19 protein-coding genes and 9 pseudogenes are annotated in these 26,947 nt (G+C 66.8%); 14 read left to right on the top strand and 14 right to left on the bottom strand.

What is annotated here, in order from left to right; all coding sequences use genetic code 11:
• The first annotated feature begins 147 nt into the window (after positions 1 to 147).
• Positions 148 to 582: a hypothetical protein gene (locus ACFYZJ_RS32580; RefSeq protein WP_388573986.1), complete on the top strand. Its 435-nt coding sequence runs from the start codon at positions 148 to 150 to the stop codon at positions 580 to 582.
• On the top strand, positions 575 to 2,521 hold the full coding sequence (locus ACFYZJ_RS32575) for an NACHT domain-containing protein (protein ID WP_388573985.1): 1,947 nt from the start codon (positions 575 to 577) through the stop codon (positions 2,519 to 2,521). The genes ACFYZJ_RS32580 and ACFYZJ_RS32575 overlap by 8 nt, the downstream gene beginning before the upstream one ends.
• Positions 2,522 to 3,041: 520 nt before the next feature.
• Here the strand turns inward: ACFYZJ_RS32575 and ACFYZJ_RS32570 are convergent.
• The gene (locus tag ACFYZJ_RS32570; protein WP_388573983.1) at positions 3,042 to 3,932 is read right to left on the bottom strand and encodes a hypothetical protein; all 891 of its coding nucleotides are present in this window, start codon (positions 3,930 to 3,932) and stop codon (positions 3,042 to 3,044) included.
• Between the two features lie 172 nt (positions 3,933 to 4,104).
• Between ACFYZJ_RS32570 and ACFYZJ_RS32565 the strand changes: the two genes are divergently transcribed.
• The 3 genes from ACFYZJ_RS32565 to ACFYZJ_RS32555 all read left to right on the top strand — a co-directional run bounded on the left by ACFYZJ_RS32565 (position 4,105) and on the right by ACFYZJ_RS32555 (position 6,053).
• Positions 4,105 to 4,263, top strand: a complete 159-nt coding sequence (locus tag ACFYZJ_RS32565; RefSeq protein WP_388573981.1) for a hypothetical protein — start codon at positions 4,105 to 4,107, stop codon at positions 4,261 to 4,263.
• 340 nt (positions 4,264 to 4,603) lie between these two features.
• Positions 4,604 to 5,413 carry an IS21-like element helper ATPase IstB gene (gene istB / locus ACFYZJ_RS32560; protein WP_388573979.1) on the top strand — a complete coding sequence of 270 codons (810 nt, stop codon included), beginning with the start codon at positions 4,604 to 4,606 and terminating at the stop codon, positions 5,411 to 5,413.
• Positions 5,403 to 6,053, top strand: a complete 651-nt coding sequence (locus tag ACFYZJ_RS32555; RefSeq protein WP_388573977.1) for a hypothetical protein — start codon at positions 5,403 to 5,405, stop codon at positions 6,051 to 6,053. Before istB ends, ACFYZJ_RS32555 begins: the two co-directional genes overlap by 11 nt.
• Before the next feature lie 66 nt (positions 6,054 to 6,119).
• Here ACFYZJ_RS32555 and ACFYZJ_RS32550 read toward each other — a convergent pair whose 3' ends face one another.
• The gene (locus ACFYZJ_RS32550; RefSeq protein ID WP_388573975.1) at positions 6,120 to 6,599 is read right to left on the bottom strand and encodes an HIT family protein; all 480 of its coding nucleotides are present in this window, start codon (positions 6,597 to 6,599) and stop codon (positions 6,120 to 6,122) included.
• Between the two features lie 111 nt (positions 6,600 to 6,710).
• On the opposite strand from ACFYZJ_RS32550, the pseudogene ACFYZJ_RS32545 reads away from it, so the two are divergent.
• Positions 6,711 to 7,202 (top strand): annotated as a pseudogene (locus ACFYZJ_RS32545) (transposase); the annotation flags it as partial.
• Between the two features lie 22 nt (positions 7,203 to 7,224).
• Positions 7,225 to 8,073 (top strand): annotated as a pseudogene (locus ACFYZJ_RS32540) (IS1380 family transposase); the annotation flags it as partial.
• A gap of 424 nt (positions 8,074 to 8,497) precedes the next feature.
• Here ACFYZJ_RS32540 and ACFYZJ_RS32535 read toward each other — a convergent pair.
• The 4 genes and pseudogenes from ACFYZJ_RS32535 to ACFYZJ_RS32520 form a co-directional block, all read right to left on the bottom strand.
• A pseudogene (locus ACFYZJ_RS32535) lies at positions 8,498 to 9,778 on the bottom strand (IS481 family transposase); the annotation flags it as partial.
• Positions 9,779 to 10,026: 248 nt separating this feature from the next.
• On the bottom strand, positions 10,027 to 10,962 hold the full coding sequence (locus ACFYZJ_RS32530) for a ferritin family protein (RefSeq protein WP_388573973.1): 936 nt from the start codon (positions 10,960 to 10,962) through the stop codon (positions 10,027 to 10,029).
• Positions 10,963 to 11,718: 756 nt separating this feature from the next.
• A complete protein-coding gene (locus tag ACFYZJ_RS32525) occupies positions 11,719 to 12,438 on the bottom strand; it encodes a hypothetical protein (protein ID WP_388573971.1) in 720 nt (239 codons plus the stop codon).
• Positions 12,439 to 12,585: 147 nt separating this feature from the next.
• Positions 12,586 to 12,771, bottom strand: coding sequence for a hypothetical protein (locus tag ACFYZJ_RS32520; RefSeq protein ID WP_388573969.1), 186 nt, complete (start codon positions 12,769 to 12,771; stop codon positions 12,586 to 12,588).
• Between the two features lie 79 nt (positions 12,772 to 12,850).
• Between ACFYZJ_RS32520 and ACFYZJ_RS32515 the strand changes: the two genes are divergently transcribed.
• Positions 12,851 to 13,576 (top strand): hypothetical protein, encoded by a 726-nt coding sequence (locus ACFYZJ_RS32515; protein WP_388573967.1) that lies wholly within the window; start codon positions 12,851 to 12,853, stop codon positions 13,574 to 13,576.
• A gap of 458 nt (positions 13,577 to 14,034) precedes the next feature.
• Complete coding sequence (locus tag ACFYZJ_RS32510) at positions 14,035 to 14,910, top strand: LLM class F420-dependent oxidoreductase (RefSeq protein ID WP_388573965.1); 876 nt, start codon at positions 14,035 to 14,037, stop codon at positions 14,908 to 14,910.
• 79 nt (positions 14,911 to 14,989) lie between these two features.
• Here ACFYZJ_RS32510 and ACFYZJ_RS32505 read toward each other — a convergent pair whose 3' ends face one another.
• The 4 genes and pseudogenes from ACFYZJ_RS32505 to ACFYZJ_RS32490 all read right to left on the bottom strand — a co-directional run bounded on the left by ACFYZJ_RS32505 (position 14,990) and on the right by ACFYZJ_RS32490 (position 18,818).
• Positions 14,990 to 16,057, bottom strand: coding sequence for a Gfo/Idh/MocA family oxidoreductase (locus ACFYZJ_RS32505; protein WP_388573963.1), 1,068 nt, complete (start codon positions 16,055 to 16,057; stop codon positions 14,990 to 14,992).
• Positions 16,058 to 16,195: 138 nt separating this feature from the next.
• Positions 16,196 to 16,489 (bottom strand): annotated as a pseudogene (locus ACFYZJ_RS32500) (FAD-dependent oxidoreductase); the annotation flags it as partial.
• 54 nt (positions 16,490 to 16,543) lie between these two features.
• Positions 16,544 to 17,284, bottom strand: coding sequence for an SDR family NAD(P)-dependent oxidoreductase (locus ACFYZJ_RS32495; RefSeq protein WP_388573961.1), 741 nt, complete (start codon positions 17,282 to 17,284; stop codon positions 16,544 to 16,546).
• A gap of 94 nt (positions 17,285 to 17,378) precedes the next feature.
• Entirely contained in the window at positions 17,379 to 18,818 is a 1,440-nt protein-coding gene (locus tag ACFYZJ_RS32490) for a multicopper oxidase family protein (RefSeq protein WP_388573959.1), read from the bottom strand.
• A 295-nt stretch (positions 18,819 to 19,113) separates the two neighbouring features.
• On the opposite strand from ACFYZJ_RS32490, the pseudogene ACFYZJ_RS32485 reads away from it, so the two are divergent.
• A pseudogene (locus ACFYZJ_RS32485) lies at positions 19,114 to 19,209 on the top strand (hypothetical protein); the annotation flags it as partial.
• A 167-nt stretch (positions 19,210 to 19,376) separates the two neighbouring features.
• Here the strand turns inward: ACFYZJ_RS32485 and ACFYZJ_RS32480 are convergent.
• Positions 19,377 to 19,778, bottom strand: a pseudogene (locus tag ACFYZJ_RS32480) (STAS domain-containing protein); the annotation flags it as partial.
• Positions 19,779 to 20,594: 816 nt separating this feature from the next.
• On the opposite strand from ACFYZJ_RS32480, the gene ACFYZJ_RS32475 reads away from it, so the two are divergent.
• Both ACFYZJ_RS32475 and ACFYZJ_RS32470 read left to right on the top strand, forming a co-directional pair.
• Positions 20,595 to 22,163: a hypothetical protein gene (locus tag ACFYZJ_RS32475; RefSeq protein WP_388573957.1), complete on the top strand. Its 1,569-nt coding sequence runs from the start codon at positions 20,595 to 20,597 to the stop codon at positions 22,161 to 22,163.
• A gap of 92 nt (positions 22,164 to 22,255) precedes the next feature.
• Positions 22,256 to 22,627, top strand: a complete 372-nt coding sequence (locus tag ACFYZJ_RS32470) for a hypothetical protein (protein WP_388573955.1) — start codon at positions 22,256 to 22,258, stop codon at positions 22,625 to 22,627.
• 2 nt (positions 22,628 to 22,629) lie between these two features.
• Here ACFYZJ_RS32470 and ACFYZJ_RS32465 read toward each other — a convergent pair.
• A pseudogene (locus tag ACFYZJ_RS32465) lies at positions 22,630 to 23,049 on the bottom strand (transposase family protein); the annotation flags it as partial.
• Between the two features lie 523 nt (positions 23,050 to 23,572).
• On the opposite strand from ACFYZJ_RS32465, the gene ACFYZJ_RS32460 reads away from it, so the two are divergent.
• Positions 23,573 to 25,258 carry an FAD-binding oxidoreductase gene (locus ACFYZJ_RS32460; RefSeq protein ID WP_388573953.1) on the top strand — a complete coding sequence of 562 codons (1,686 nt, stop codon included), beginning with the start codon at positions 23,573 to 23,575 and terminating at the stop codon, positions 25,256 to 25,258.
• On the opposite strand, the pseudogene ACFYZJ_RS32455 reads toward ACFYZJ_RS32460, so the two are convergent.
• Positions 25,237 to 25,443, bottom strand: a pseudogene (locus tag ACFYZJ_RS32455) (hypothetical protein); the annotation flags it as partial. The gene ACFYZJ_RS32460 and the pseudogene ACFYZJ_RS32455 sit on opposite strands and share 22 nt — an antisense overlap.
• 58 nt (positions 25,444 to 25,501) lie before the next feature.
• Positions 25,502 to 26,390 (bottom strand): annotated as a pseudogene (locus tag ACFYZJ_RS32450) (MFS transporter); the annotation flags it as partial.
• Between ACFYZJ_RS32450 and ACFYZJ_RS32445 the strand changes: the two are divergent.
• On the top strand, positions 26,278 to 26,928 hold the full coding sequence (locus tag ACFYZJ_RS32445) for a hypothetical protein (protein WP_388573951.1): 651 nt from the start codon (positions 26,278 to 26,280) through the stop codon (positions 26,926 to 26,928). The pseudogene ACFYZJ_RS32450 and the gene ACFYZJ_RS32445 sit on opposite strands and share 113 nt — an antisense overlap.
• Positions 26,929 to 26,947 lie beyond the last annotated feature (19 nt).

The following is a 26,947-nucleotide window of genomic DNA, read 5'->3' as shown; positions in this document are numbered from 1 at the left end:
CAGTTCGATACCCCGAGATAAATGCAGCGGCGGCCGGTCGGCCGATCAAAGCCACGAATGACTGTCACTTCCCGCTCCGAGCGCCTTGCGTGGCGTACGCCGACAGGGCACGATCTGGTCCGTGAACGAGCAGAGGCGGTGGGGTGCATGGACGCTGAGTTAACGGCGCTTGCTTCCTCCGGTGCGACGACCTTGATCGGGCTGATGGTCACGGACGGCTGGCAGCAGGTGCGCCGCCGCTTTTCAGCCATTTTCGGACATCGGAGCGCGGACGTGGACGAGGAACTGGAACGCTCCAGAAACGCTCTGGTTGCAGCACGTCAGGCGATGGACGCGACGGCTGCCGACGACCTAGAGGCCGAGTGGCGCTCCCGACTCCGTCGACTGTTGGCCACCGATCCCGCTGCTACCGAGCGACTTCGCGCCGTTCTGGACGAGTTGGCCGGCCCAGTGGGCGGGGTCCACACCGAAACCCACTTCCGGGACACCACCATCAACGGCCCGGTTAACACCGGTTCGGGACCGCAGACCACGCACGGTCTCACATACGGAATGAGAAGCGACCCGAGCGGTCATGAGTGACGACCAGACTCCGGCGCATTCCGTACAATCCCATACCAACTTTGACCGAACCACGATCAATGGTCCGGTGAACACCGGGTCAGGCCCGCAAACCAACATCTTCAACGCCGTCTCGCTCACCCGCTTGGAACGGCTGGCGGACTCTCTCGCTGACAAAGTCCGGGCTGCTGAGCGGTCAACGAGACTGGGTCTGCTTGGCGCGGAGGGAACCGCTGCGGATCTCTCCTTTGACGGGAAACTCGTCTCCTTCCGCAGCTCGACCGGTGCGCTGCAGGGCACGTTGGACACCATCGCCGACGTTTACCGCACTGCTCCGCATCAACGGCTGGTGATCACCGGTGCGGCGGGGGCCGGGAAGACCGTACTTACGGTGGAACTGACCCTCCGACTCCTTGACCGCCGACCCGCGGGGGCCGCTGTTCCGGTCCGTGTCGGCCTGTCCGGGTGGAATCCGCACGTTCCTTTTGAGCAGTGGCTCGCCCTCCGGATCACCGAGAACTACCGGGTACGTCGCCGGGTCGCCAGTGCCCTGGTGAGCCGCCGCCTGATCACGCCCGTCCTGGACGGGCTGGACGAACTGGACGCCGGCCCTGAGCACGTCGCGAACGCGGCGACCGCGGTGCAGCAGCTCAATCGCTACCACGACGGCCGAGGCCCTGCTCCCATGGTCCTTGCCTGCCGCGACCGCCACTATGCCCGAGTCACGGAACACAACGGCGGTCTGGTCAACGCCACCACGGTACTGATCGACACGCTTGAGCCGCAGCGCGTCCGCGAGTATCTCGAAGTGAAACTGGCCTACCGGCCGCCGGCGGAGAAAGCGGCATGGGCGCGGGTCATAGACGCCGACTCGCACAGGTTGATGCAGATCCTGTCGACACCGTGGCGGCTGTCTCTGGCCACCACTGTCTACCGAGGCGGGACAGACCCGGGTGAACTGCTCACCTGCCGGGATGAAGCGGACGTGGACCGTTTGCTGTTGGCCCGCTTCATCCCTACCTCGGTAGAGACCATGCCGAGCCGAGGCTACGACGCGCAACGTACCTCCCTGTGGCTCACACGGCTGGCAGAGCACTTGCAGCAACAGTTCAGGGAGGGCGGATCCGCCACGGACATCACTCTCCACCAACTGTCACCGATTGCCGGGACCCGCCTCCTGAACCGCCTGCACTATGTCCTGAAAGTGACACTGGCCGAATCGATGTTCCTCATCACACTCGGCCTGTGGTACGGGAGTTGGCACGCGGTGATGTCCCACCTCATCCCCATCGGCATTGTCGCCGTGGTTCAGCTTTTGCTGCTTCTCATGTTCGCGGACGGGTATCAGGATGTGCGGCCGGTGCAGCTGACTCTGAGTCGGTTGTGGACAAAGACGCCTTTGAGTAAGACCTCCGAAACCTTCCGTAGAGACTTTGAGTTGGGACTGGGCGTCGGGTGGTTCATTAGCCTGATCCTGGCCCTCATTTTCCTGTTCGCCGACCCGGAACACTGGCTAATATCGATGGCCATCTGCTGCGGCATACCTGTGGCGAGCGGCGTCTTCCTCGCAGTGTGGCCCGCTCTATGTGACGTCACCACGAGAGGCGTCGACTTCTCCGATACCGCGGATGTGGTCCGGCCTCGCGACCCGCTGCGCCGGGACGCTGTTTTTACCCTGACGTCCTTCGTGACCTGCGCCGTCTCGGCGCTCCTGTTTCCCTATCCCGTGACCGCGTTCGCGGTCTCCTTCGCCATCGAGGCCACCGCCTCGCAGGCGACGGTGTGCTATTGGCTCGTCCTGGGTATCTGTGCGGCACGCAGGCGCTTGCCGCTCCGGCTGGGCCGCTTCCTGGACTGGGGTCATCGCGCCGGGCTCCTCCGCGTGGCCGGTAGGTCGTATCAGTTCCGGCACATCGAGTTCCAAAGGTGGCTGATCAGGGACGGCAGCAAGCGGGACTGAGTTCAAGCTCACGCCACTCGCCGCTCCCTCAAGATGCCTGCGAGGACGCACGCCCCTGACGGCCTCACACGTACGACCCGACGGTGCCATCGCTCGTCGGCAGTGTGCTGGGTGATGCCGCGGTGGTGTCACTCGGGTGAGACAATTCAAGTGTCTGGAGAACCATCCCACTTCGGCTCCGCCGCCCAGCCCGGACGCAGCTCGGGCCCGGGCACGGGAGCGCTGAGCATGGGTTCCGGCGGCGTCCAGGTCACACCAGATCCCTTCCACCGAGCGCTCCGGTGCTGTCAGGGGTGAGGGCGGGAGAGCCCCGCCAGTGATTGAGGGAGGTACTGAGCGCCGACCGGAAACCACCGTGGTGGGGGCGACCATAGGCCCGACCACGCCCGGCGCGACTGTCCTTGCCACCGAAGTTTGAGCTTGTGCCATCGAACTTTGAGCGGCCTGGGACCGGTAACTGAGCCGTGAACCGGCCAACGGGACAGTCGGACGCCGACACCCGACCATGACCCGAGGCTCCCTACCCACGCGGCGGGAACTGCGCCTGCGCGATCGGGCTGACCAACAACATCGCGATGGCGTTAAGCATGTCGGTGCCGACGTTGTTGAAGTGATCGTCCAGATTCTGCTCGCGGTACAAGCCCACGAAGGGGCCGACTGCTTGCGCGGCAAGACCTGGGCGCAGAGCCTCATACCAGTGCTTGGTCTGTACGTAGAGGGCCCGAGAGCGGACCAGCAGTTCTTCGTCCACCTTGTTGTCGCGGACGGCCTGCATGGCGGTGGTGATGGAGTCGATCCGGTAGAGCAGCATCTCCAGGGTCCATGGCATGCTCGCGGGGCCCACGGCACGAGCCAGGCCGCTCGTCGTGAAGACGCACGGTGGCTCGAACACCGCGCGCGCCGCGTCCTCCAGCTCGTTCCGGAGCTCACGAGTGGTGCCGCCCTGGTAGCTCACTTCCGTGAAGAGGCGGACGAACCGGTTGCGGGCGGTGTCGGTGGCGGCGTGGTGGTCGATCTGCTCCAACGTGGCCCGCGCCGCATCCAAGCACACCTGTTTGCGGCGCAGCCCATCGCCGAACCAGGTTCGGAAAGCCTTGAGCGCCTGCCGGGTCGGCACCCACTCCTCACCCCACCACAACCAGATCCCGAACGGCACCAGAGCCAGCGACGGGATCTTCGGCATCTCCACGCGCTTGCTCAGCAGGAGGAGGAGCAACTTGCGTTGGTTCACCGAGTGCAGCCCCGGCCGGGATCCGCGGCCGGCCCCGCGCCGCTGGGGATTGTCGAGCAGCCCAAGCGAAATCCAGTCGTGGATCATCCGCTTGCTGATCTCGTAGCCAGCCTCGCGCGCATCTTCCAGCAGGTCATCCAGGGTGCCCGGCCCGTGCACCTGCTCCCAAGGGCGTTCCACGCTCAGAAATTACACCAACTCCACAGCAGCGTGGGGCCGTTGGCGGCGGACACAAGGGGTGGACGCGGTCTAGCGTCGAAAACGGGATCAACCCCGCAGGCCAGAAGCTTGGCGGCCCGGCCCTGCGGAGTGCTCCCGCACGTCCTGACCCGTCTCAGCAGCGGAGACTTCCATGCACCTCGACTCCAAGCCGTCTGTCCCCGACCAGCACCGTTCCCGGACCCACCGATATCGGCGGGTCCTCACCATGAAGTTGATCGGAGGGGCGTGCACGGCACTCGGCAGCGTCGCGGTGCAACTCCTGATCTACTCCGTCGTCGGTCACCGCTGAACCGCACCGCCGGCCCATGGAGACATCCGACCCTTTCTTGGCCTCGGCGGTTCGGAGGGTGCAGGGGCGCCGCGCCGCGACGAACGCGGGGTCCGGCGGGCCGTTACGTCCATGGCCTCTGACCTGCGCGCACGGTGTTGGCCGCCTTCACCGACCGGGCTCCCTGCAAGACCAAGGTCCGTCGCCCGCCTTCGGAGGCCGCGCTCGCGGAAGCCGAACGGCTCCGCGGCCGGACTGCCGCCGTGAATCCGGCCGAACGGGTCGTGATCGACCTGTCCCACTATGCCGCCGTGGCCGACCGGCTGCGGACCGCTCCCAACTCCGAGGAGGAGAACGCGGATTGAGTACGTCACCGATGCAGGTGAGCGAAGCACGCCGCTTCCAGCAGCTGCGGGGCCATCTGTCCTATCTCAAGCTCAACGATGCCGCCGAGGCGCTGAACCGGGTGCTGGACCAGGCCCGCACCGAGCGGATGTCGCTGACCGCGGCACTGGAGCGGCTGCTGGAGATCGAGGTCGAGGCCACCGAGGCGCGCCGGCTCGCGGCCCGGGAACGCTTCGCCTGCCTGCCCGAGCCGTGGACCCTGTCCGATTTCGACTTCGCCGCGCAGCCCGGCGTCGACGAGAAGCTGATCCGCGACCTGGCCACCCTGCGTTTCCTGGACGACGCCAGCAACGTTCTGTTCGTTGGGCCGCCCGGGGTCGGCAAGACCATGCTGTCCGTCGCGCTCGGGCGGGCGGCGGTCGAGGCGGGCAACCGCGTCTACTTCACCACCGCGGCGGACCTGGCCGCCCGCTGCCACAAGGCCGCTCTGGAGGGCCGGTGGAAGACCTGCATGAACTTCTTCGCCGGCCCGAAGCTCTTGATCATCGATGAACTGGGCTATCTCCCGCTGCCCGAGGACGGCGCATCCGCCCTGTTCCAGGTGATCAACCAGCGGTATCTGAAATCAAGCACGATCCTGACGACCAACGTCGGCATCGCCGACTGGGCCACCGCTTTCGGCGACGCCACGGTCGCCGCCGCGATGCTCGACCGGCTCCTGCACCGGGCCGCAGTCGCCGGTATCGACGGGCCCTCCTACCGGCTCCGCGGTCACCAGAACCAGGCCGAAACTCTCCGAGCCGGGGTGAACGCCCGTGTCTCCTGACACCCCCGACACCACCGAGGTCGAACCCGAGATGGCGCGTCGCTGCCCGGTCTGCGAGACCGTCTTCACCGTCACCTACCCCTTCAGCCGGCAGGTCTTCTGCTCACCCACCTGCAAGGTGGCCAACCGCAACAGCAGACCGGCCCGGCAGACTTGTCCGGTCTGTGAGAACGAGTTCACCACGACGGTCGCCCGCCGCCGGACCTACTGCTCGGAAGAGTGCCGCAGCGCTGCCCGCACCAGCGACGACATCCGGGACCGGCGCGTCTGTCTGGTCTGCAACGGCCCGTTCGAGGCGCTCAAAACCACCCGCCAGATCTACTGTTCCCCGGCCTGCCGCAAAGACGCCGAGCGCCGCCGCGACCAGGCAAGAGACGAAGACCGCGCGCGTCGTCTCGGCGAGACCACTTCACTGCCGCCATGGCCTGAGCTGCCTCCACCGTCCAAAACTGTCAGCCGGCCCCTGTCACGTCAGCAAGTGGCCGCGGAACGTGACCCGCTGGAACCGACCGCGACCCGCAACTGTCCCCACTGCAACCAGCCGGTCACCATCGTCGCGCTTCTCGCGACCCCCGAAGCCGCCCGTCCTTCCGTCCCCACCGCCAGCCCCGACATCGTTCCGCTGCGAAGGACTCAGTGACCCGTCGTCCACTGACCGTCAGTGATCACCGAGCCCGCCGACCTGACGGTCGGCGGGCTCACGCCGTCAGCCCGTCGAACGCAAATGATCCAGTTCGCTCCCGATCCCGTCCCGCAACACGTCATGCTGAGGCCCCAGCCTGAACCTCTCGTCACTCCACCGGTCGCCCGGATACAGCCACACAGGCTTGCCCACCAGCTCGGCCGGCTCCCACTCGAACCGCGGCCAGACGTGGGCATGCAAGAACGGGTCGGTGTTCCCCAGGATCTCCAGGTTGACCCGGCGGAAGCCGGAGTCCAGGCGTCGGCAGACGCGCTCAACGGCTTCTCCGAGCCGGTCCATGTCGGACAGAAACGACAGCCGCCTCGCCCTCGGCAGATCAGACAGCCGCTGAACAGCTGGTTCGTCCACGAGGAGAACCGAGTAACCCGGCAAGAACTGAACGTCGCCGATCACCGCGAACCCCGACTCAAGCCGCCGCAGCACGGTCGGGTTCTCGCCTCGCAGAGCAGCCCCGATCCGATCCGTCCGCCAGTCACCAGTCATGGCCCCAACTTAGCCACTGGTAATCAAGGCCCGCTCTTCGCTCACCAGCCTCCCCACATACATCTAGAACCAACCAAGTGAGGCGAGGAGCGACCCTGGCCGTTTTCACGAATCGCCATCATCCCCGTGGACGGCGGGAAGTTCCTCTGTCTGGCCACCGTCATCGACCTTGCCTCACGCCGTCTGGCCGGCTGGGCGATCGCGGACCACATGCGAACCGGTCTCGTCATCGACGCCCTGGCCGCCGCCGAGCGCACTCGCGGCAGCCTCGCCGGAGCAGTCCTGCACACCGATCATGGCGCCCAGTACACCAGCCGGGCCGTCGCCGACGCCTGTCGCAGGGCTGGTGTCCGCCAGTCCATGAGCGCGATCGGCAGCTCGGCGGACAACGCGCTCGCCGAGTTGTTCAACGCGACGTTCAAACGCGAGACTCTTCAGGGCCGAAAGCACTGGTCCAGCGAACGCGAGGCCCGTCTCGACGCGTTCCGCTGGCTCAACCGCTACAACACCCGACGCCGTCATTCCCACCTCGGACAACGGAGTCCCATCGCCTACGAGACAGCACTCGACACGACATCAACTACCCTGCCCCAAGCCGCATAGCTCGTGTCCAAGATTCCGGGTTAAGGCCCGCTTCGGCTACCACCCGATCCTGTGCTTCCTGGACAACACCGGCGAAGCCCTGGCCGGTCTGCTCAGGCCCGGCAACGCCGGGGCCAACACCGCCGCCGATCACATCGCCGTCCTGGACCAGGCCCTCGCCCAGATCCCCGACGCCCACCGCCATGGCACCGACCTGCTCATCCGGACCGACAGCGCCGGAGGCGCCAAGGCATTCCTGCACCACATACGCGCCCTGCGCTCGGGCGGCATCCACACGTTCTTCTCAGTCGGGTATCCCGTCACCGAACCGGTCTGCCGCGCGATCCGCGCCTTGCCCGGGCACGTCTGGTATCCCGCGCTGGAGCAGGACGGCTCCCTGCGCAAGGGCGCGGAGGTCGCCGAACTGACCGGCCTTGTGGATCTGGACGGCTACCCCGACGGCACGCGGATCATCGTGCGGCGTGAGCGCCCGCATCCCGGCGCCCAACTCTCCCTGTTCGACCTCGACGAAGGCATGCGCCACCAGGTCTTCCTCACCGACACCCCGTACGGCGAAGGCTCATTGCAGCATCTGGAAGTACGCCACCGGGCGCACGCCCGCGTCGAGGACCGCATCCGCTGCGGCAAGACCACCGGCTTCGGCCGCTTCCCCTCCCGCCATTTCGCGATCAACCAAGCGTGGCTGGAGCTGTCCCTGACCGCCCTCGACCTGCTCGCCTCGATGCGCGCTCTGCTGCTGGAGGGCGAACTGGCCGCCGCCGAGCCGAAGAAGCTCCGCTACCGGCTGCTGCACGCAGCAGCCCGCATCACCCGCGGCGGTCGCCGCCTGCACCTGCGGATCTCCGCAACCTGGCCCTGGCGAAATGAGTGATCGTCGTGTCGGACACGTGGACGGTCACGGTCTGCCCCGCGTACGGGCGGCCGAGGGAGACGACCTGCCGGCAGACCATGACGGTTCCGACCGCGCTGACCCGTCGCTGCACCCGCACGGGCTCGACGCCGGGCCGCGGCGGCGGTCCGGCCGGACGCAGGCCCCGCAGCCTGCGTACTTCCTCACCGGTCAGCGGATTGGGCCGCACCCTCAGCAGTTCCCGCGAGGACAGGTCGAAGAACGACAGTGTCTCGGCGTCGATGCGGACACCCACCTGGCGGCCACCGAGGATCTCCGCCGCCAGGACCTGGTGCCCGCCCAGACCGACCAGACCGCTGTTGTTCACCACCCGGTCCACCTCGAACGCCGCCCCGTCACTGCCCGGCAGCGGGGCCGGCCCCGCCGGACGTCCGCCCCGGGCCGCCAGCCGTCCCAGATCCGCCACCGACGAGTGCGACCGCACGGACTTGATCCGCGTCCCGGCGATTAGTAGATGGATCACCGAGGTGTCGGCCCAGAACGTCACCGTCAGCCCTGAGCGGGCCGGACCCAGCCAGAACTGCTTGCCCGCGACCTGCAGATTCCCACTCGCAGGCACCACCCGCTCAAACTCCACCGGCCCGCCGGGCCCCACCGGCACCGCTGTCGGGATCACCTCAGGCAGGGCGGCAGGAACCTCGCAGGCTTCGGTCGGAGCCGGCTCCGGATCCTCTGGGGGTGTCCGCTGCTGCGGCAGCAGCGCCAGCACTCCAGGGATCTTCAGGCCCAGAACATTCCGCTCCTGCTCGGCAACCGGGGCGAACCGGTCTCCCGGGGACTGCATGTCCAAGGCCTGATGCGGACGCGAGGAGTTGTATTCCTCCACCCACGCATCCAGCGCCGCCTGAGCCGCCCCGATGCTCTCGAACGCCCCGCAGTCGTCCAGGAGTTCACGCCGCAGCGTCTGATGGAACCGCTCGACCTTGCCCGTCGTGGTCGGCGACGCCGGCTGCGTGAGCCGGTGCGCGATCCCGTTCTCCCGGCAAATCCGGTCGAACAACACCTCACCGCCCTGCCCGAACCGGTCGGTGAACTGCTTGCCGTTGTCGGTCAGCACCTCCTCCGGCACCCCGAACACCTGCAAGGCCCGGACGAAAGCCGCGCAGACCGCCCTCCCGGTCGCCCGCTCGACCACCGACGCGATCACGCAGTACCGGGAATGGTCATCCACCCCGGTCACAACCTTCACCTCGGTCAACTCGCCCGTGACCGGGTCGACCAGCATCACGCCGCCGACGATGTCCATCTGCCACAGCTGCATCGGCCGATCCCGCTGCCAGCGCTTGTAATCCGACCGCTTGCGGCGCCGCACCCCCGGCTCCACCAGCCCATGACGGACCAGGATTCGATACACCGTCATCCGCGACGGCACCGGGCTCACCGCCCCGGACCGCTCCAGCACATGAGCGATCCGCCGCGGACCCCACTTCGGATGCTTGCGCCGCAGCTCACACACCGCCGCCTCCACCTCGGCAGAGGCCTGATGCGGACACGACGCCAGCCTACGCGAACGATCAGCCAGCCCGGCCAGACCCGAGGCGGCATATCGGGCCTTCCAGCTGCTGACCGTCTGCCGGGACACCCCCAACGACGCGGCGACCTCGGTCACCGTCGCACCCGCCAGCACCGCCAGGACAGCCCGGTATCTCTGCTCGACAACCGACAACTCCACCAGCGCCAATCCCGGCCTCCCCACACACGCCGCAACGACGCGCACAGAAAAGCCGATCACGGCCACTGTCAACCATCAGCTGGGACCGAACTGTCAAGCATCACCCGGGATCGGACATGGTGCCAGATAGCGATTGAGTTACAACCTTCTTCACGGGTTCAAGGAGGCTCGCTCCGCTCACCGCGCGCGGCCCGGCCCCCGGCCGGGCCTGCGCTCGTGCGAGACGGGCGGAGTCGGGCGAGTCACCCCTGGCCGGTGAGCTGCTGGAAGGTCAGCTTGTGGTGCATCTCGTCGCCCCCGGCCTCGCTGAAGAAGTCCGCTGCGGCCTTATCGCCTGCTTTCTGGGCCTCGTCCGCGTACCGCGCGTACATGTCGATCGCCTCCTGTTCCGAGGCGATCGATGTCTTGAGGTCGGTGGCGTCGGAATTGACGTAACCGGCGGCGTTGGACAGCCGGGGCCAGTTCTCGTGGCGCTCCTGCGCCGCCAGAGCGGCGAACAGCGCGGCCAACCTCGCCTGCCCGGTGTTCACCGCGGTCTGGGCGAGGGACTGGTACTCCGCCCAGTTCCATGCCGCTGTCGTCAGCGCGGAGTTCGTGTCGTTGGTCAGAGCGTTGTAGAAGCTCCCGGTGTGGTGCGGGGCCTTGCTGACCTGGATGGCGACCGTGCTGACGGAGGGAGCGGCAGGGACCTGGCCCTTGCCCTGTAGGGCTGAGAGCGCCTGGGTGAGCAGGCCGGCGGCGGCGGTCTGCCGCGCGGCGACGGCGCGCAGCTCGGTGGCTGCCGCGGAGTTCTCGGGGGCCTGCGCCGCCCAGTCGGTGTACGCCTTCGCGGACTGCTGGGCCTGCTCAATCGCGGTGCGCAGGTTGGCGGCGTTGTCGGTGGCGCTGTACAGGCCCGCCTCCGTCACCTCATGCATCCAGTGGTCCTGGTGCTCGACTAGGCCCACCGACTGCCAGACGTCGGCCAGGTCCGGCCGACCGCTCCGCAGCGCACCGTCGGCGTAGCCGGCGTACTGCAGGGAGGCCGCCGACTCGGTCTTGGCGGCGTCGATCATCAGTTGCCGGCTGTCTGAGCCTGCGGCCGGTGTGGTGGAGGAGGAGGCGGCCATCGTCGCCGGGGCGGCGGTCCCCATCACTGCGAGGACCGCTATGGCGGGAACTGCGAGACGGATGTGCATTGCAAGATCCTCTCGAGCTGAGTCCTGAGACGCCCTGACCGATACATGCGCAGGATGCGAGACGGACGAACGATGCGGGGCCAGGGGGTTGACGCGCCATCCTGCGCACAAAGGACTCTACGACAAAGGGTTACAGATCGCCCATTAGTGGACAACTCTGTGTTATCGCCGCTGATCGGGCCGTGGGGGTGGCACCCGGGCGGCCGCCACGGAGGCGTCCGGCCGGGCAATCCTGACAACCGACCACGCGCCACCCCGGCGTTGGCAAGTGCACCCGCCAGAGGGTGCGTGCCGGTCTGCGGCCCGGTGTCAGCAAAGCCAGGCATGGTTGCGGACCAGTGCCGGTGCTTTGCGGAGCCTGACGGCAGAGGATGACGGCAACAGAGTCGTACACATAAGGACCTTGGCGGTAGCAAGGGGCCTGCCTTGAGCCCTTGTAGTAGCAACGCGGCAGCCCGCATGTAGCTGAGGATGAACTCCTAAAGCGGGTGTCGGCGAGATCCACAGTGCGACCACGCAGTGCGGGTCAACTACCGAGGCCTTGGGCGCAGACAGGGGCTGGGATGGCCTTCCGCGGCCATCCTCTGGCCAACTTGGTCCGGATGATGCGACCCAGGGCACCTAAGGCGCAGGTCAAAGGGCGTCTGGCCGGGGAAATCCCACTAATGGGTACGAGGGGGCCGGCAGCGCACCAGGCTCCTGATCCGGCGTGACGTCAGGCACCGAAAGCGCTGCCGACCTTTCTCGCGCCGAGTGTCACTCGGTAGAACGACGTCGGCGAAGCCACGCCACAGCCAGCATTCCCAAAACCATCAGCAAACCGCCGACCGCAATCACGATGTACTTTGCGCTCAGAAGCCCAGCGATGCAGCCAGCAGCCGCAGTATCACGCGAAACAGGGGAAAGTGTCCCCGGTGACGAGAGCATCGGGCGACGGGATCCGGACGAGCCATTCCCACCAGCAGTTTTACCACGATGCGGACCTGCACGGTCCCCGTCGTGATGGTCGTTGATGCAGTGGGCGGCCGGGAAGAGAAAGACTCGCTCGTGGCGGTCAAAGGACTTCGCCACGAAGAGCGGGTGCACCCTAAAGAAGCCACGAATCTCAAAATTATACTCTTTTGTGTCATGGGTGCGGTGATTCACATCCATATACGACTCGGGAGAAAAGGTGGTCCACGGTTTCACCGGCGACGAGGGCGAGAACCCGGAGTCCCCTTCGAGGAACAATGCCTCAGGCCCACGTCGGCCATTGGTCAGAATCACCCTCAGGCTCTTGTCGATGAGCACGACACGGCGCTGACTGTGGCAGTCGCGCCAGGGATTGCGGTGACCGCGGTCACCGTCCGCGTCATGTAGCCATGGCGAGCCGGACACATGCCGTGCAGACGCCTGCGCAGCGACGCCGGCCGACGGAAATACGAAGGCGATAGCCGCACCCACCAGCGGTGCTGCAACCCGGAGGCGAAGATTCATTCGATGACCCTCTATGACAGGCGGACGCAGGCCGGCACCTGTGGACTCAGAAGAAACTATGGGAATTCAACTCGTCACTTGTGAACATCCTCGTGGAGCCGTATTCGTTGTCACTCAACCGCAGCAGCGTCATGGGCCGCCAAGGCGCTATCCGGCGGCGCGGTCGTCCGCGCACCAGTCCGGACGTGGCTCCGGGAGTTCGTAGCGCAGCGGTTCCTCCACCGCTTGCGGCAGCAGTCCGGGGTCGTGACGCGGGTGCTCGGGGTGGCGCAGGAAGGTGATCGGCCTCGGTACTGGTGGGGTCGCGTATTCAACCGTCGTGAGTTGACCCACCTCACCCCGGCACTGCTACTGAGCGTGACAGCCGTGGGGGGAGATTCTGGGTGTCAGGGGCATCCGGTTGGATGAGCACGTGACTGTCTATGACGTAGCTCGCCAGCTCTCGTCCATCGCTGACCTGCGGAACCTGTGCCGCTCACTGGCGATGTTCGATGCGATCTTGAGTCCGGACTGGGAAGGCCGGTACTACTCCTTCAACGGCGGCTGGGCCGACGGCGAGGAGATGGCGTCGATGCGCAACGGGTCGGGGGACGAGTACTCCATCGTGTTCTCGGCGGCCGGGGCCTATGTCCGTGGCTTCGACCACGAAGCACCGATGAGCCCTTATGGCAACGATGGCGAGCCCTGGCCGGGAGTGATCGACGAGGTTCCGAAGGTATTCAAGCCCTTCGTCGAGGAGCCGGCGTTCACCGATGAGGACGACGTGCCTGTCGTGACGGCCTGTCTGTGGCGGGAGGCGACGGACGATCGGTGGCGGCACGGCGTGATCGACTTTCCCGCCGGGTGTTCCGACCCCGATGGGGCGACGAACCTGTTCGAGCTCTTGGTCGACCGTTCGCCGGAGGCGTTCCAGCGCTTCGCCGAGGACTACTACGAGGTTCCCGTGGACCTGGAAGCGGTGCGCGATGTGTATGCCTTGCGTCCGCTGAGTCAGAAGCTCGTGTCATCGCTGAACGCGGAGGTCACCCTCGTAGACCTGGCGGAGGACATCGCCGAGATCGGCTACCCGCAGTCGGTCCGGGACGTGATCTTAGCTTCAACCGTCGGTGAGGCGATGGGGAGTCCAGCCGGATGGTGACCGCAGGTGGTCGCCTGCGGCGTATCGGCTCCAGGTTCCGCCGCTTTCTCTGAGGAGGCGGCTGGTGGTCTTGTCGTGGTAGCCGAGGGCGTCCGCGACGACGGGGGCAGGCAGTTCGAGGAGTTGTTGCCGGATGGCGGCGCCGCGAGCGGCTGCGACCGGGATGCCGATCTCGCGCAAGAGAGCGGACATGTGGTCGGGACGGGCCGGTCGGCCGGCCCCGCGGCCGGGGAAGAGCCAGTTGAATACGCGACCCCACCAGTACCGAGTCCGGTAGACGACCAGCCCGACGACACGCAGGAGCCCGCCACTGCGGTGGCGGGCTCGTGCCTGTTCGACGTCTTATGGCCGTTCGGCCAACTGAGGGAACGGCGGGAATCGACCGGAACGCCCTCCGGTCGGTAGCGGCTGGAGACGTGATGATCACGGCACAGCCCACCACCCGGAGGGAACACCCGATGAGCGACACCAGAGTCCCCCTGAAGCAGCGAGTCGGCCGGTACGGTGCCTGGAGCATCGAACTGCGTTCGGAGGACCCGGCCCGGCGCGCCGAACTGGACGAGGCCGCGGCCGAACTGGAGGAACTCGGGTACGGCGCCATCTGGCTGGGCAACAACAGCACCGCCGACCACGCCGCCCCGCTGATCGGGGCGACGCGCCGCATCGTCGTCGGCACCAGCGTCCTGAACATCTGGCAGCAGGATGCCGCCACGACCGCGGCCGGCTTCGCCGAGGTGGAATCGGCGTACCCCGGCCGCTACCTGGTGGGTCTCGGCGTGAGCCACGGCCCGCTGGTGAAGGACTACAGCCGCCCGTACGCGGCGATGACCGGCTACCTCGACGAGCTGGACGAGGCCGGCGTCGCCGCCGACAGCAGGGTGCTGGCTGCACTGGGCCCGAAGATGCTGAAGCTGTCCGGCGAGCGGGCGGCCGGCGCCATCCCCTATCTCGTCACGCCCGAACACACAGCCCAGGCCCGCGAGATCCTCGGCGAGGGCCCGCTGCTCGCCCCGGAGCTGAAGGTGGTCCTGGAGACCGACCCGGCCCGGGCCCGCGCCCTGGCCCGCGACGCCCTCGCCATGTACCTCACCCTGCCGAACTACACCAACAACTTCCTGCGGCACGGTTTCACCGAGGCAGACCTGACCGAGGGCGGCAGCGACCGCCTGATCGACGCGGTCTTCGCCTGGGGCGACGAGGACCGCATCCGCGACCGCATCGACACCTTCCACCAGGCAGGCGGGGACCACGTGGCCCTCCAGGTGCTCACCGGCACTCACAGGGACAAGCTCCCGAGGGAGGAATGGCGCAGGCTCGCTGCTCTCTTGGGATAACGGTCTCGGGGAACACCGGAACGTGGTCGTCCTCGCCGAGGCGAAACGGTTGAGCTCCCGACGTGACTCACTTCGGGGCCTACGAGCCTTGCTCTGCGAGTGTGACCTTCCGGCCCGCGCGCGCCGCCTCTCGGATCCGCTCCAGCATGCGCTGTCGCCGGACGGCGTGCCGGAAGTCTGGAACGCCGTCCTCATCTGGCGCAAGGTTCCCGGTGATCTGGTCGCGCAGAAGCGCGTACGCGTGGGCGACGTTGCAGGCGGGCTCGGCGGATCGCCCGGCCCATTGCGTCAGCGACCGCTGATAGCGGGCGGGAACCGTTAGCTCGGCCAACGTGCCGCCCTCTCCCCGGGCTCCGTACAGCCGCAGCCCCCCGTACCACCACTGAGCCTGGTCGGCCTTGACGACGAGGTCACCGTCCGTGCCGTTGATCTCCCAGTGAAACGCGGTGGCGCGTGACGTGCCGCCGCGGATGTGCATCGCGGCCACGGCCCCCGACTCCAGCACCCCCATGACGGCGATCTGGTCCTCCGCAGTCTTGGCCGCGACCGCCCCGCTCGTGACGTGGCTGACCCCCGGACGCAGGTTCTCGATGAGAGCCGACACCTCGCGGAACTCCCCGAGCACCATGGCCAGCGCGTCGACCGAGTGCCCGAAGGGGATCGACAGCAGCGTGGCGCCGCTGGTGACGTCCAGCACGTACGCATAGTTGTCGTCGTAGGTGGCGCCGCCGATCCAGCCCGACCCGAGCATGCTGGTCGACAGCACCCGCCCCACGTAGCCGTCGGCGACCAGGTCCCGCAGATACCGAAGCGGCGGAGACGACCGGGCCTGCAGGCCGACGGCCGTGAGCACACCTCTGCGATGCGCGAGGCCGGCCAGCTCCTCGGCCTGCGCGAGGTCGGCACCGAGCGGCCACTCGCTGAACACCATCTTCCCCGCTTCCAGCGCGGGTCGGATGAGTTCCAGGTGATGCGGAACCTTCACCGTCACCACCACAAGATCGACTTCCTCACTGCGGGCCAGCTCCTCCGCGCTGCCGTAGGCCAACGGCACCGCATATTTTTCCCCGGCAGCGCGCGCGGAGTCGGCGCTGCTGGCGCTCAGCGCCCGCAACTCGTATCCATCGAGCCCGGCCAGTGCCGGCACATGGGCAGTGGCCGCTCACCCGCCGCTCGCGCTCAGACCCACGACACCGAAGCGGATCAGCTCCCGATGAGGGGAAGTGGACGTCATGTGCGCCCCGGCGTTCGCGGTCATCTGCTCTCTCATCTCAAAGCGGCCCATACCGTCGGCCAGCAAGACCTGCCGGCCGACCGGGTCGAGCCCCGTGGCACGCACTCCGAGGCGCCAGTCGGCGTCCGGGTCGCGGCGCATCGGCAGCCCGGTAGTGTCCGCCGCCGACATGCCGAGCAAAACCTGCTTGGACAGCGGCGGTCTGTCGTAGGGCGGGTGGGGCTCGTCCCCGACCACGGTCAGCGAGCCGGTGAAGCCCCTCTCGCGCAGTGCCTCAGCGGCCCGCAACCCGGCCAGCGACGCGCCGACGATGACGATGGGGCCCTCCCGAAGGTCACCGGGCAGACATCGTGGGCATGGGCGTCGGGTTTGGCATATCCATCGCAGCCCAGCCCAAAGTCATCCGATCGCGAGCTGTCCGCCGCGTGCCTCAAGAACCGCGCCGGTGATGTAGCTGGCGCGGGACGAAACAAGGAACAGAACCGCTTCCGCGATTTCTTCAGGGTCTGCGACCCGCCCCAGTACGGTGGTTCGCCCGATCGCCTGGAGGGTTGCACCTCCCATCTCCTCCGTCCCGGGGGTATGGACAGGGCCCGGAGCCACGGCGTTCACGCGGACGCCCTGGGCGCCGAACTCGTCAGCCCATACTCGTGTGAGAAGTTCGAGTGCAGCTTTGGAGGCCCCGTAAGCGCCCGATTCCCGCACCGGCGTGGTAGCCGCCGCTGTACTCACATTCACGATGACGCCACGCCCCCGCGCAGCCATTCCCGGAGCGAGGGCACCGACCAGGAGCATCGGCGCGCGTGAGTTGACGACCATCTGAGCGTCGAACATCTCGGCGGTGGTGTCCGGCGTACTGGCGAACCGGTAGATACCGGCGTTGTTGATCAGAACGTCCACCTCGCCTGTTTCAACGGCAAGACGCAGGACATCTTCCGAGCTCATCAGATCCGCAGCAACGAACCGAGCCTTCCCGCCTGCGGCAGCGATCTCTTTGACGGTCTCAGCACCCCGCTGCTCGTCCCGCCCGTGGACGATGACCGAGGCCCCCAACGCTGCCAGGCGCAGGGCCACGGCCCGGCCGATGCCAGCGGTGGCGCCGGTGACAAGAGTGGTGGATCCGTCCAGTTCCGCAGCCATGGAAAGCTCCTCCAAGCCGAGAGGAACGACATGCTGTCGGTTGTTCCTCGTGTAACTGATGATCCTGATGGTTCATGCCATGGCGAGGACGGAGTCACTTCTCGATGTCCAGTACCGCCATCATGCCCGCGTCTTCGTGGTTGAGGATGTGGCAGTGCAGGACCGTCTTGCCGGTGTAGTCCTTGAAGCGCATCCGGATGACGAACCGGCCCTTGGCGGGAACACTCGCGACGTCCTGCAAGCCGTGACCGTGGTGCGGGCGACCGTTGATGCTCATCAGTTGGAAGTGATTGGTGTGCACATGGAAGGAGTGTTCCTCGTTGCTCTCGTTGACCACAGTCCACTCCTCGACCGTGTTCAGCTTGGCCCGGACGTCCACCCGGTTCGGATCGAACTGCTTGCCGTTGATGTAGAACTTGGTGCCGGCCTTGTTCTCGGAGAACACCACGGTGCGCCGCGTGGCGATCGGCTCGTGGCTGAGATCCACGGTGGGCGCGAACGGCGTGGTGGGCAAGGCCGCTGCCAGCATCGGAGGTCCCTGGGAGGCCAGGGTGGCCAAGGTCGTCTGCGGGAAGGAGTTGCCGCCGGGCCCGGTCTGGTAGGCGAGTGTCTGCAGTTGGGTGCGGCCGGCCGGGCCTCCTCGTACGAGCACGTCGAAGCGGGCCCCAGCCGCAAGGAGCAGCGAGTCCGCCGTCCAGATGCGGTCGACAGGGGTGCCGTCGTGGGCGATGACATGGAACTTCTGTCCTTGTAGGTGGACCTTGTAGTAGATGTTGGCGCTGGTGTTGGCCAGCCGCCACAGCTGGGTCTCGCCCGGCCGGATGCGGATGGTCGGGTTCAGCTGGCCGTTAACGGTGCGGTTAGTGGGCGCCCCGATGTGCAGCCCCTGGGTCTTGATCGCGTCGCCCTGGAGCTGGAAGTCCTTCAGCCCGATGACGTGCTCGGTGATGTGGCGCAGGTTCGCCGGAAGGTACTGCTGCAAGTCGTCGACGATGAGGATGCCTGACATGCCCCCGGCGACCTGCGGTGCGGAGGTGGGGTGCGGGTGCGGGTGGTACCAGTAGGTGCCGGCTCGCAGGGTGCCGGGGAACTGGTACGAGTAATGGAACGTCTGGCCTGGGTGAATGTGGAGGAAGATGTTGTCGGCGTTGCCGCTCGGTGACACGTGGAGCCCGTGAACGTGCAGGTTGGTGACCTCATTCAGCGTGTTCTTGAAGGCCAGCTCCATCTTGTCCCCCGGCCGGATCCGCAGCGTGGGCGGCATGTAGCTGCCGTTGTAGGTGAAAGCCCACAACATGTGCCCGCCCACGTCCACGCGCCGTTTCCCCACGACAAGGTCCGCCCGAAGCAGCCCATTGTGGCTGACCAACTGCGCCGGTTCCTTGAGCGGAGAGCCTTCCGCGAACGAGAGCGTCGCCGATGGGGACGCCCCCATCGGCGACGGGGGCGGGTCGCTGGTGCAGCCGCTCAACAGGGCGCCGAAGGCGACGATCAGCGCCATGGCGATCCAAGGCAGCGTGGAACGGGATCGCATGACGCCTCCACTGATGGTCACCCGGAATGCGCGTAGCTGACCACCCTGAAAACCCCAAGGAAAGCAATACGCGCACTGGCTGAGCTGTTCGAGCGACGCTCTGCACCCCGATGCCGCACCGCAGCGACCGGTGGCGTACAGGCCTCCCACTGGTGCGCGAGCACGCCGTATCCACCAGTGCCAAGAGGCGCAGGAGTAGGGCCGACTCCGCTAGTAGGACTCCGCTGTCGACAGGCCACCAGCTCACGGAGCGCGGCGTAGCGCCGCTGCCACTCCGCCGGCCCACGAACGCCTCATGCGGCAGCCGTTCGACTCCCATGCGAAGGTCGACCAGGCCATCGGTGTCCTCCTCGCGACCCACCGGCTCCCGCCGGCGGCTGGGTTCGAGGTGCTACGCGAGGTCTCCCAGCACACCAACGTCAAACTGCACGCGGTCGCGAAAAACCTGATCGCCTGGGCGCTGGGGCAGCCGCTGCCGGTGCCGGTGGGCCAGGAGCTGGACGCGGCGGTGCGGCGGCGCGCACATCGAGGACAAGCCGGGACCAGCCCGGGTAGAGCGTTCAGGGCCTGCTCGATGGTGGGGTGGCAAGGGATGACTGTGTCGACGCCGACCAGCTGCAGGACGCGTAGGACGGAGTCCTGGGCGCCGGCTATGCGCAGCCACCCCTGCGCTTCACTCACCTGCTGGCAGGCGGCGACGAAGACGTTGATGCCGCTGGAGTCCATGAAGGTCACACGGCTGAGGTCCACCACGATCCGCGGCGGCACCGTGCTGTCCTCGGACATCAGGGCTGCGCTGTGGACGTCCTTGACGTCGTGGTCGATCTCGCCCTGCATGGTCACGACGCGGACGCCGTCGACCACTTTGGGCTCGACGGAGAGCCGGTTGGACCGGTCAGCCGCTCGGCTTGGTGAGCGGCGAGCGAACGGAACGGAAGGATCGCGCGTGGAGCTTGCTATCCAAGGTCATGGATCGGCTGCTGCGCAGTGATCGAGCCGCACGGCTCCGAGGGATGGCGCCCCTACGGCACCTGGGTCTCGCTGTCGCCGACCATCATTCCCAGCACCTCTGAGGTAGTCGATCCGTTTCTGGATGCGGCGGGGGTCATAGCAGCCGTCGATGTGTTCAAAGAGCGCGAGGTTCGTCTCGGCCCGGACGGCGAAGACGAGGCCATGGACGCACTCGGTCTTGATCAGTCAGTATCCACAGGTGTTCCGCCAGGGCGTTGTCGAACGAGTCCCCACCGAGCCCATTGACTCCTGAATCCCGGCTTCTACCAGGCGTGTGGTGAGCTTGATGGACGTGTACTGCCCGGAGTTCAAGAATCGTCGCAACACTGTCTGTCAGCGAGTCTTGGGTGAGCGGATAGGTTCATGAGGCGCACCAGATTGGTGTTGGATTCAATGACCCAGGATGCCGCGTGTTGGCTTCAATGACCCATACCGCGTGTGGTTATATCGCGACAGTGAAGGTGATGACAATGGCAACTGGCCGGCACGCCCACCGTCATCGGCCATCTGGCGGCACGTGCGCAGGACCCTATCGGCGCTGCGAACTCCGCATCGCGAGCAGACCCTTATGGCGGAGACGTGGTAGCAGGCTAATCGAGGGAGGTCCTCAGCGACGGCGCACTCACTCCAGCCCTCACCCTCTATTTCAACTCTGACCCCTCCGATGCGCATGAGTGGCAGGAGGTCAGTCCCGGTCATTCGAGCAGGTGAGACCTCGATGCCGGGTGATGGCGGACATCTACTCCATAGTGGGGAATACGTTTCATGTCAGATAGCAACGAAAATACCCGTGCGGGACGATCACATGGGAACTTGAGTAGGCGACGCCTTCTTCAAGGGACAGCGGGCGCCGTCGGTGCCGCTCTGGCATCCGCCGGCATCTATGAGCTGGTCGACGGCATTGCAAAACCACCGGACCGGCCCGCTGCCGGCGCCGACAGCCCGACCATCCAGGAACAATACATCCTGCAGAACGAGCAGGTGGTCATGGTCGATGGCTCGGGCGTGAAGAGCAGCAATGGCACGATTGCGGTCCGGGTGCCGCCCCTGCACGATCATGTCATTACCGCAAGGCTGAATGTGCCGGCGAATGCTAAGGCGTTGCAGGAGGCGCAGCACCACTTCGAGTCCGCCCTCCTGGATGTGGAACGCCAATTTCCGCCCACCCCCACAGGAGTGGCAATCACGGTAGCCTGGGGACTTCCCTATTTCCACCACTACATCCCAGCCCTGGGCAAGACGTCGGGCTTCTTCAAGGCGGGAACGCGTTACCCAGAGTATCTGCCGGTCGATCTGATGACTTCCAAGACAGAGGGCCACACCGTATATGCGCTGCAGGAGGCCAGGACGTTCCCCAGCGACCAGCCGCCTCCTGGCTTCGGGCCGGTCCGCTTGGAACAGAATGACGTAGCCGTGCTACTCCGCAGTGACTCGCTCGCCAATGTCAAGGCAGCCCAAAACGTCCTCTTCGGGTCTGGAAGCACCCAGGCGGGCAGCCTGTTCAAGGTGACGAGTATCCGCTACGGCTTCTCCGGGGGCGGTTTCTACGGGCAGCAAGGCCTGCCGAGCAAGCTGGCACTGGCAGCCGGTATCCCCGGTGCACAGTCGATCCCTCGACAGGCGCAGGGCTTCCTCGGCTTCGCCACCACCCTGGACTCGAATATGGGACCCGGCAACATCGCCAATCTCGAGACCCTGCCCGGCCTCACCGATCAGTGGCCCAACGGCTACTTCAAACAGGGGACCACCATGCATCTCTCGCACCTGTTTCAAGATCTGGTGACCTGGTACGGACGGAACTTCCCTCATTACGCGGATCGCGTCCAGGCCATGCTCCAGCCGGGCCTCTCGCCCGCGCCCGCACCGGGCACGCTTGCCCTCCAACCGCCAGGTCAAAGTGAGGCCGAAGTAGCGCAAGGGGTCCAGCGGTACCACGCCTACGGCCACACAGGGAGCATGTCGCAGGTGGACAGCACCACATCACCGACGACCAGCAACTACGGGAAGGCCTACCCCACCGGGACAACCATCCCCGTGCGCGGCGATTTCGACACACTGGACAATCCATTCCACTACACATCCGATCCGACGGCAGACCACTACAGCGAGAAGAAAGCCGCCGGGTTGCACTTCATTTCGTTCCAGCCGACGATTGGAATCTTCAATCGCGTTCGCCTTGCGATGGATGGCCACTATCCCGATATGACACTCCCTGTCGCACCGCGCAGCCCCCACGCCGGCATTAACTCGGTCCTGCACACGACCCACCGGCAGAACTATCTGGTTCCACCACGTCGCCATCGGTCCTTCCCGCTCGCCGAGTTCCTCGTCTGACACGAGCCGCGCGCCGCGTGGGAGTGAGCCCATTCCAACTTCGGGCGACAGCCGATCGGCGCTGTGTCGCGGACATCTGGTAGACCCTGGCTATGACGTTCTTGGCGGTGGTCGAGGGTGATGTGGGCGGATGGCGCATTGATCGGGATGCGCTGACAGACGCGATCCGTGCCCGGTGGTCTGGGGTCGAGATCGACTCGATGCACCGCAGCGAAGTACGCAGCCTCACACGGCAGTTCGAGACCGAGAACGGCCCAGGTGAGGCGTATCTGCACGAGGACGGTACCTGCCTGTACATGGATGTCTGCGAGGAGGACGCGATCTGGTTGGCGATCGTCTTTCGCAGGCTGACGCCCGTGGACCTTGACGTGGTGTTCTGTGATGAGGGTTACACCTTCGACGTTCGTCTGCGGGCGGAAATGACAGAGGCCGAATTGACGGACCTGGTGACTGCTGCGGGTTGATCTCAGTCCGCGGCGGCGAGCTGGAGGACCAGCACGGCTTGGACGAGGCTCGTGATCCGGGTCGTCGAGCAGCGGAGTTTGCGGAGGAGGCGCCAGGATTTGACGGTGGCGACGGCCCGCTCGACCAGTGCGCGGATCTTTGCGTGGGACCCGTTGACGGCCTGCTGGCTGGCGGAGAGGCTGTCCCATCGGCCGCGGTAAGGGAGACGGACCGTGCCGCCTGCGCCCTGGTAGCCCTTGTCTGCCCAGCAGGTGATGCCGGCCTCGGCGAGTGCCTCGATGAGGCCGTGCTCGCGCGCAGCACGGACGTCGTGGACGGCGCCGGCCAAGGCAGGTGAGGCCCACATCAGGCGCCCCTGCGGATCGGCTATGACCTGCACGTTCATGCCGTGCTTCTTGTGTTTGCCCGAGTAGAAGGGCTCTGGCTGCGGTGCTCGGTCCGGGTGCCCCCCCAGGTCGTCCCGGCGCTGGCGCTGCCCGCCACGGCGGCGGTGCGCGCGGCCGCACTGGCCGGCACCGCACCAGCCGTCATCAGCGAACTGGCCGTCGAGGACGATCTGGCCACAGGCCAGCTCGTGACGGTGCGGACCGGAGCTCGACCTGCGCAGGACTCTGCGCGTCATCTGGGACGGCGCCTCCACTCCGCCGAGCGGTGTGGCACGGGACCTGATCGCTCACATCACCCGCCGCGATCAAGCTTGGCGGACACGCAGGCCGGCATCCTGCCCGCAGCCGGCAACCGGCGCCGGCATCCCCCGCCGTTCTGCCTCCTGACCTCGCCGGACTCGCACCACGCGTTGTCTGCGAGCGTGTGCGGTCGCCGGCCTGCCCCCAGTGCAAAGGCCCCGGGCCCCAGGAGCATGGTCCGGGGCCTTGCCCCGAGAGCGACAACTCATCGTCAGTCATATGGTGGGAAAAGGTATCAATCGTCATGAGGGCGATCCCATGACCACAGTCGAACTGACCCGATTCCGGATGAACCCCGCCCGAGTCGATGATCTCCTCGCTACTCACTCCAAGATGCTGGCGGACTTCGCCGATGACCTGGCCGGACTTCTCGAGGCGCGCCTCGTGCGTCTGTCGGAGAACGAGTGGCTGGACGTGCTCATCTGGGACACGCCGGAAGACCTTGCCGCCTCTCACACAAAGGGGCGCAATCCTCCCATTGTCGCCTTCCTCGCCACGATCGGCGAAGTCGTCAGCGACGAGTACGGCGAACTGAGCACGCAGACGGAAGCTGCCGCCCTTGCCGTGCCCCGCAGCGAGGCCGCGGAACTGGCACGGCACATCGACGGCCCGGTGTTCTTGCCGGATGACGAGGGCTACGCCAAAGAATGTGCCGCCTACAATCGGAACCGTGTGATGGAGCCCGCACTTGCGGTGGGTGCGACCTGCGAGGGCGATGTGCGCTCCGCGATTCGCTTCGCCGCGGAGCGCCGCATGCCGGTGGCGGTGATGTCGACCGGACACCAGGTGGTCCTGCCCGCCTGCGGCGCCTTGCTGATCACCACGCGTCGGATGACCGGCGTCACCGTGGACCCGGAGCACCGAATCGCGCGGATCGAGGCCGGGGCACGCGCGCGCGATGTGCTCCACGCGGCGGCAGTTCATGGTCTCGCCCCGGCAAGCGGGTCCTCACCGACCGTCGGAGTGGTGGGTTTCACACTCGGAGGCGGACAAAGTCCGCTGCTCGGCCGCACTCTCGGATATGCCGCAGACCACGTGCGCGAACTGCGGTTCGTTTCAGCTGAAGGCATGTCGCGGACCGTGACCGCTGACAGCGAGCCCGACCTGTTCTGGGCGCTGCGAGGCGGTAAGGGCAATTTCGGTGTCGTCACCTCGATCGACGTCGAGTTGTTCCCGGTGGCCCGGTTCTATGGCGGGGGATTGTGGTATCCCGGCGATCAGGTGGCCGACGTACTACACACCTGGCGTCAATGGGTGCCCGAACTACCCGAGGAGTTGACCTCGTCGGTCGCGGTACAACGGCTTCCGCTCCGGCCCGAGCTCCCGGAAGCGCTGCGCGGAGCCTTCGTGGTGCATCTGCGGATTGGCTGTCTCAAGGAGGCGGAGGACACCGAACGGCTGATCGCTCCGCTGCGGCACCTGGGATCACCGCTCTGCGACACGATCGGGGAAAAGCGCTACTCCGCAGTAACCGAGATCCACATGGACCCGCAGGACCCGCTGCCGTACTACGACCGGACGACCTGTCTGCGTGAGCTGCCCGAAGAGGCGGCGAATGTACTCGTCGAGCTCACCGGCCCGGAGTCGCAGTGCCCGCTCGCGAACGTCGAGATCCGTGCTCTCGGCGGAGCGTTCGACCGCGAGCCCTCCGCGCCCAACGCGGTCTCGACCCGGGGCATTCCGTTCGTCATGTTCGGCTTCGGCGTGGGCGGTCCGGAACAGGGCGAGACAATGCGCAGCCACCTCGCCGGAGTCATGGGCGGGCTAGAGCCTTGGGCGACCGATCGGCGCATGCTGAACTTCATGTCCGGTGACGAGGCGACCACCAGGGAAGAGGTACGGCGGGCCTACGGCGCCGACCGTTACAACCGTCTGGCGCGGGTGAAGCGCATCTACGATCCATCCAATATGTTCCGGATGAATCACAACATCCGCCCTGTGTGAGGCCCGGCACGCCGTATCCGCCGCCGACCGGCCACTCGAAGCGGACGAACCGCCTCCGGGATTTCCACAAGCCCTTCCCCGGCGGGCGGGGTGAAGGCGTCGGACACGTCACCCTGCACCACGAACGACCCCGCGGCCGTGCGGTATACGTTCGGGCAGTCCTTCTCTCCGCACTCGCCGTTGCCAAGTGCAGGTCGGCGACTACATCGTCGGAGTCACGGCCACCGGAACCCTGGGTCCGTTGCTGCGGCCCCCGCGCGAGAACGTAGACGAGCAGGATCGCCATGACTGCTGCGCCTGTCCACATGGCCTGCTGCCAGCCGTCGACGAAGGACTCCTGGGCGGCTCGGGTCAGCATCTGCTCCTGGGCGCCGGCCCCGTCGGCGGCCGCTAGGGCGTTGGCGACCCCCTCGCGGGCGGTCTCGGCGGCGTCGCCCGGCACTCCGTCGAGCCGGGAGTGGATGGCGCCACGGTAGCCGGCGGTCAGGACCGCTCCGAGCAGCGCGACACCGAGCGCGGTGCCGAACTCCCGCGTGACGTCGTTGAGCGCGGACGCGACACCTTGACGCTCACGCGGCAAGGCGGCGGTGATGGCCTCGGTGGAGGGCGTCATCGTCAACCCCATACCGAGTCCCATGGCGAGCATGCCGGGGAGGATCGAGAGGTACCCGCCGTCAACGGAGACGAAGACGGCCATGAGGACCAGTCCCGCTCCGCCCAGGAAGATCCCCGAGGCCATCGTCGAGCGGCTGCCGATGCGCGCGGCTGCCTGCGGAGCGAGGCCGGAGGCGAACATCATCAGCAGCGCCATCGGCATGAGCGCCAGAGTGGAGCGAAAGCCGGACCAGCCGAGCACCGCCTGGAAGTACGGGAAGAGGACCACAAAGATCCCTGCCTGCACGCCGAAGACCGTCAAGAGCGACACCGAACCGCTCGCGAGACCTCGCTCGCGGAACAGGCGGACGTCGAGGAGGGGATCCGGCCGTCGCAGCTCCAACGCCACAAATCCGACAGCGGCGATGACGCCGACGAGGAGGCTCAGCAGCGTCGCCGGCGCGGTCCAGCCTCGTTGGGGGCCCTCATGGAGAAAGAAGACAAGCCCGACCGCCGCGACCACGGACACGCGAGAACCTCCTCACCTCCCGGCGCCGCACAGCCGCCACCGTGGCGCCGATCGTGGTGGCCGTCGGTCTGGTGGGCACGCTGCACTGAGCCACCAGCAGCGCGACCAGATCGAGCGGCGGATCCGCGCGGCCATCGACCGGCTGCTGGCCGGGCAGATCCCGCCCGGGAGCGCCTGCGACGTCAAGACGCTCGCCCGCGAGGCGGGCATCTCCCGCGCATCCCTCTATCGGACCTGGGGCCACCTCAAGGACGAGTTCGAGAAGCGGCGGGCAGCCGCCTGGGCAGCCGGTCAGCAGCCCGACCCGCGGGAGGCCCGCATCGCCCGGCTGCGTGATCTCAACCAGCGGCTCACCGGCAAACTCGCCCGTACGCACATCGAGTTCAAACAGCTCAAGGAGCGTCACCAGCTTCTGCTATCCGTCCTGGCGGCCAAGGACGACGAGGTCCAGCGGCTCCGCCGCGAGCTGAGTACGTTTCCCGCTCCGGGCCCTGATCAAGGGCAGGGGGACAACGCCATGAGCGTCATCCCCCTGCCCCGGCTCTGATGCCCGCACCGGTGACATA

Source organism: Streptomyces sp. NPDC001848, from assembly GCF_042891915.1.
Classification (GTDB): Bacteria; Actinomycetota; Actinomycetes; order Streptomycetales; family Streptomycetaceae; genus Streptomyces.
The sequence above is the reverse complement of the archived record's forward strand: the minus strand, read 5'-3'. Positions and strand labels throughout refer to the sequence as shown.

Coding starts and splice junctions, on each gene's coding strand:
- ACFYZJ_RS32475 (WP_388573957.1), top strand. CDS start 20,595: ATGTCAGATAGCAACGAAAATACCCGTGCGGGACGATCACATGGGAAC.
- ACFYZJ_RS32525 (WP_388573971.1), bottom strand. CDS start 12,438: ATGAATCTTCGCCTCCGGGTTGCAGCACCGCTGGTGGGTGCGGCTATC.
- ACFYZJ_RS32470 (WP_388573955.1), top strand. CDS start 22,256: ATGACGTTCTTGGCGGTGGTCGAGGGTGATGTGGGCGGATGGCGCATT.
- ACFYZJ_RS32575 (WP_388573985.1), top strand. CDS start 575: ATGAGTGACGACCAGACTCCGGCGCATTCCGTACAATCCCATACCAAC.
- ACFYZJ_RS32445 (WP_388573951.1), top strand. CDS start 26,278: ATGACGCCGACGAGGAGGCTCAGCAGCGTCGCCGGCGCGGTCCAGCCT.
- ACFYZJ_RS32580 (WP_388573986.1), top strand. CDS start 148: ATGGACGCTGAGTTAACGGCGCTTGCTTCCTCCGGTGCGACGACCTTG.
- ACFYZJ_RS32565 (WP_388573981.1), top strand. CDS start 4,105: ATGCACCTCGACTCCAAGCCGTCTGTCCCCGACCAGCACCGTTCCCGG.
- ACFYZJ_RS32530 (WP_388573973.1), bottom strand. CDS start 10,962: ATGCACATCCGTCTCGCAGTTCCCGCCATAGCGGTCCTCGCAGTGATG.
- ACFYZJ_RS32510 (WP_388573965.1), top strand. CDS start 14,035: ATGAGCGACACCAGAGTCCCCCTGAAGCAGCGAGTCGGCCGGTACGGT.
- ACFYZJ_RS32490 (WP_388573959.1), bottom strand. CDS start 18,818: ATGCGATCCCGTTCCACGCTGCCTTGGATCGCCATGGCGCTGATCGTC.
- ACFYZJ_RS32495 (WP_388573961.1), bottom strand. CDS start 17,284: ATGGCTGCGGAACTGGACGGATCCACCACTCTTGTCACCGGCGCCACC.
- ACFYZJ_RS32550 (WP_388573975.1), bottom strand. CDS start 6,599: ATGACTGGTGACTGGCGGACGGATCGGATCGGGGCTGCTCTGCGAGGC.
- ACFYZJ_RS32460 (WP_388573953.1), top strand. CDS start 23,573: ATGACCACAGTCGAACTGACCCGATTCCGGATGAACCCCGCCCGAGTC.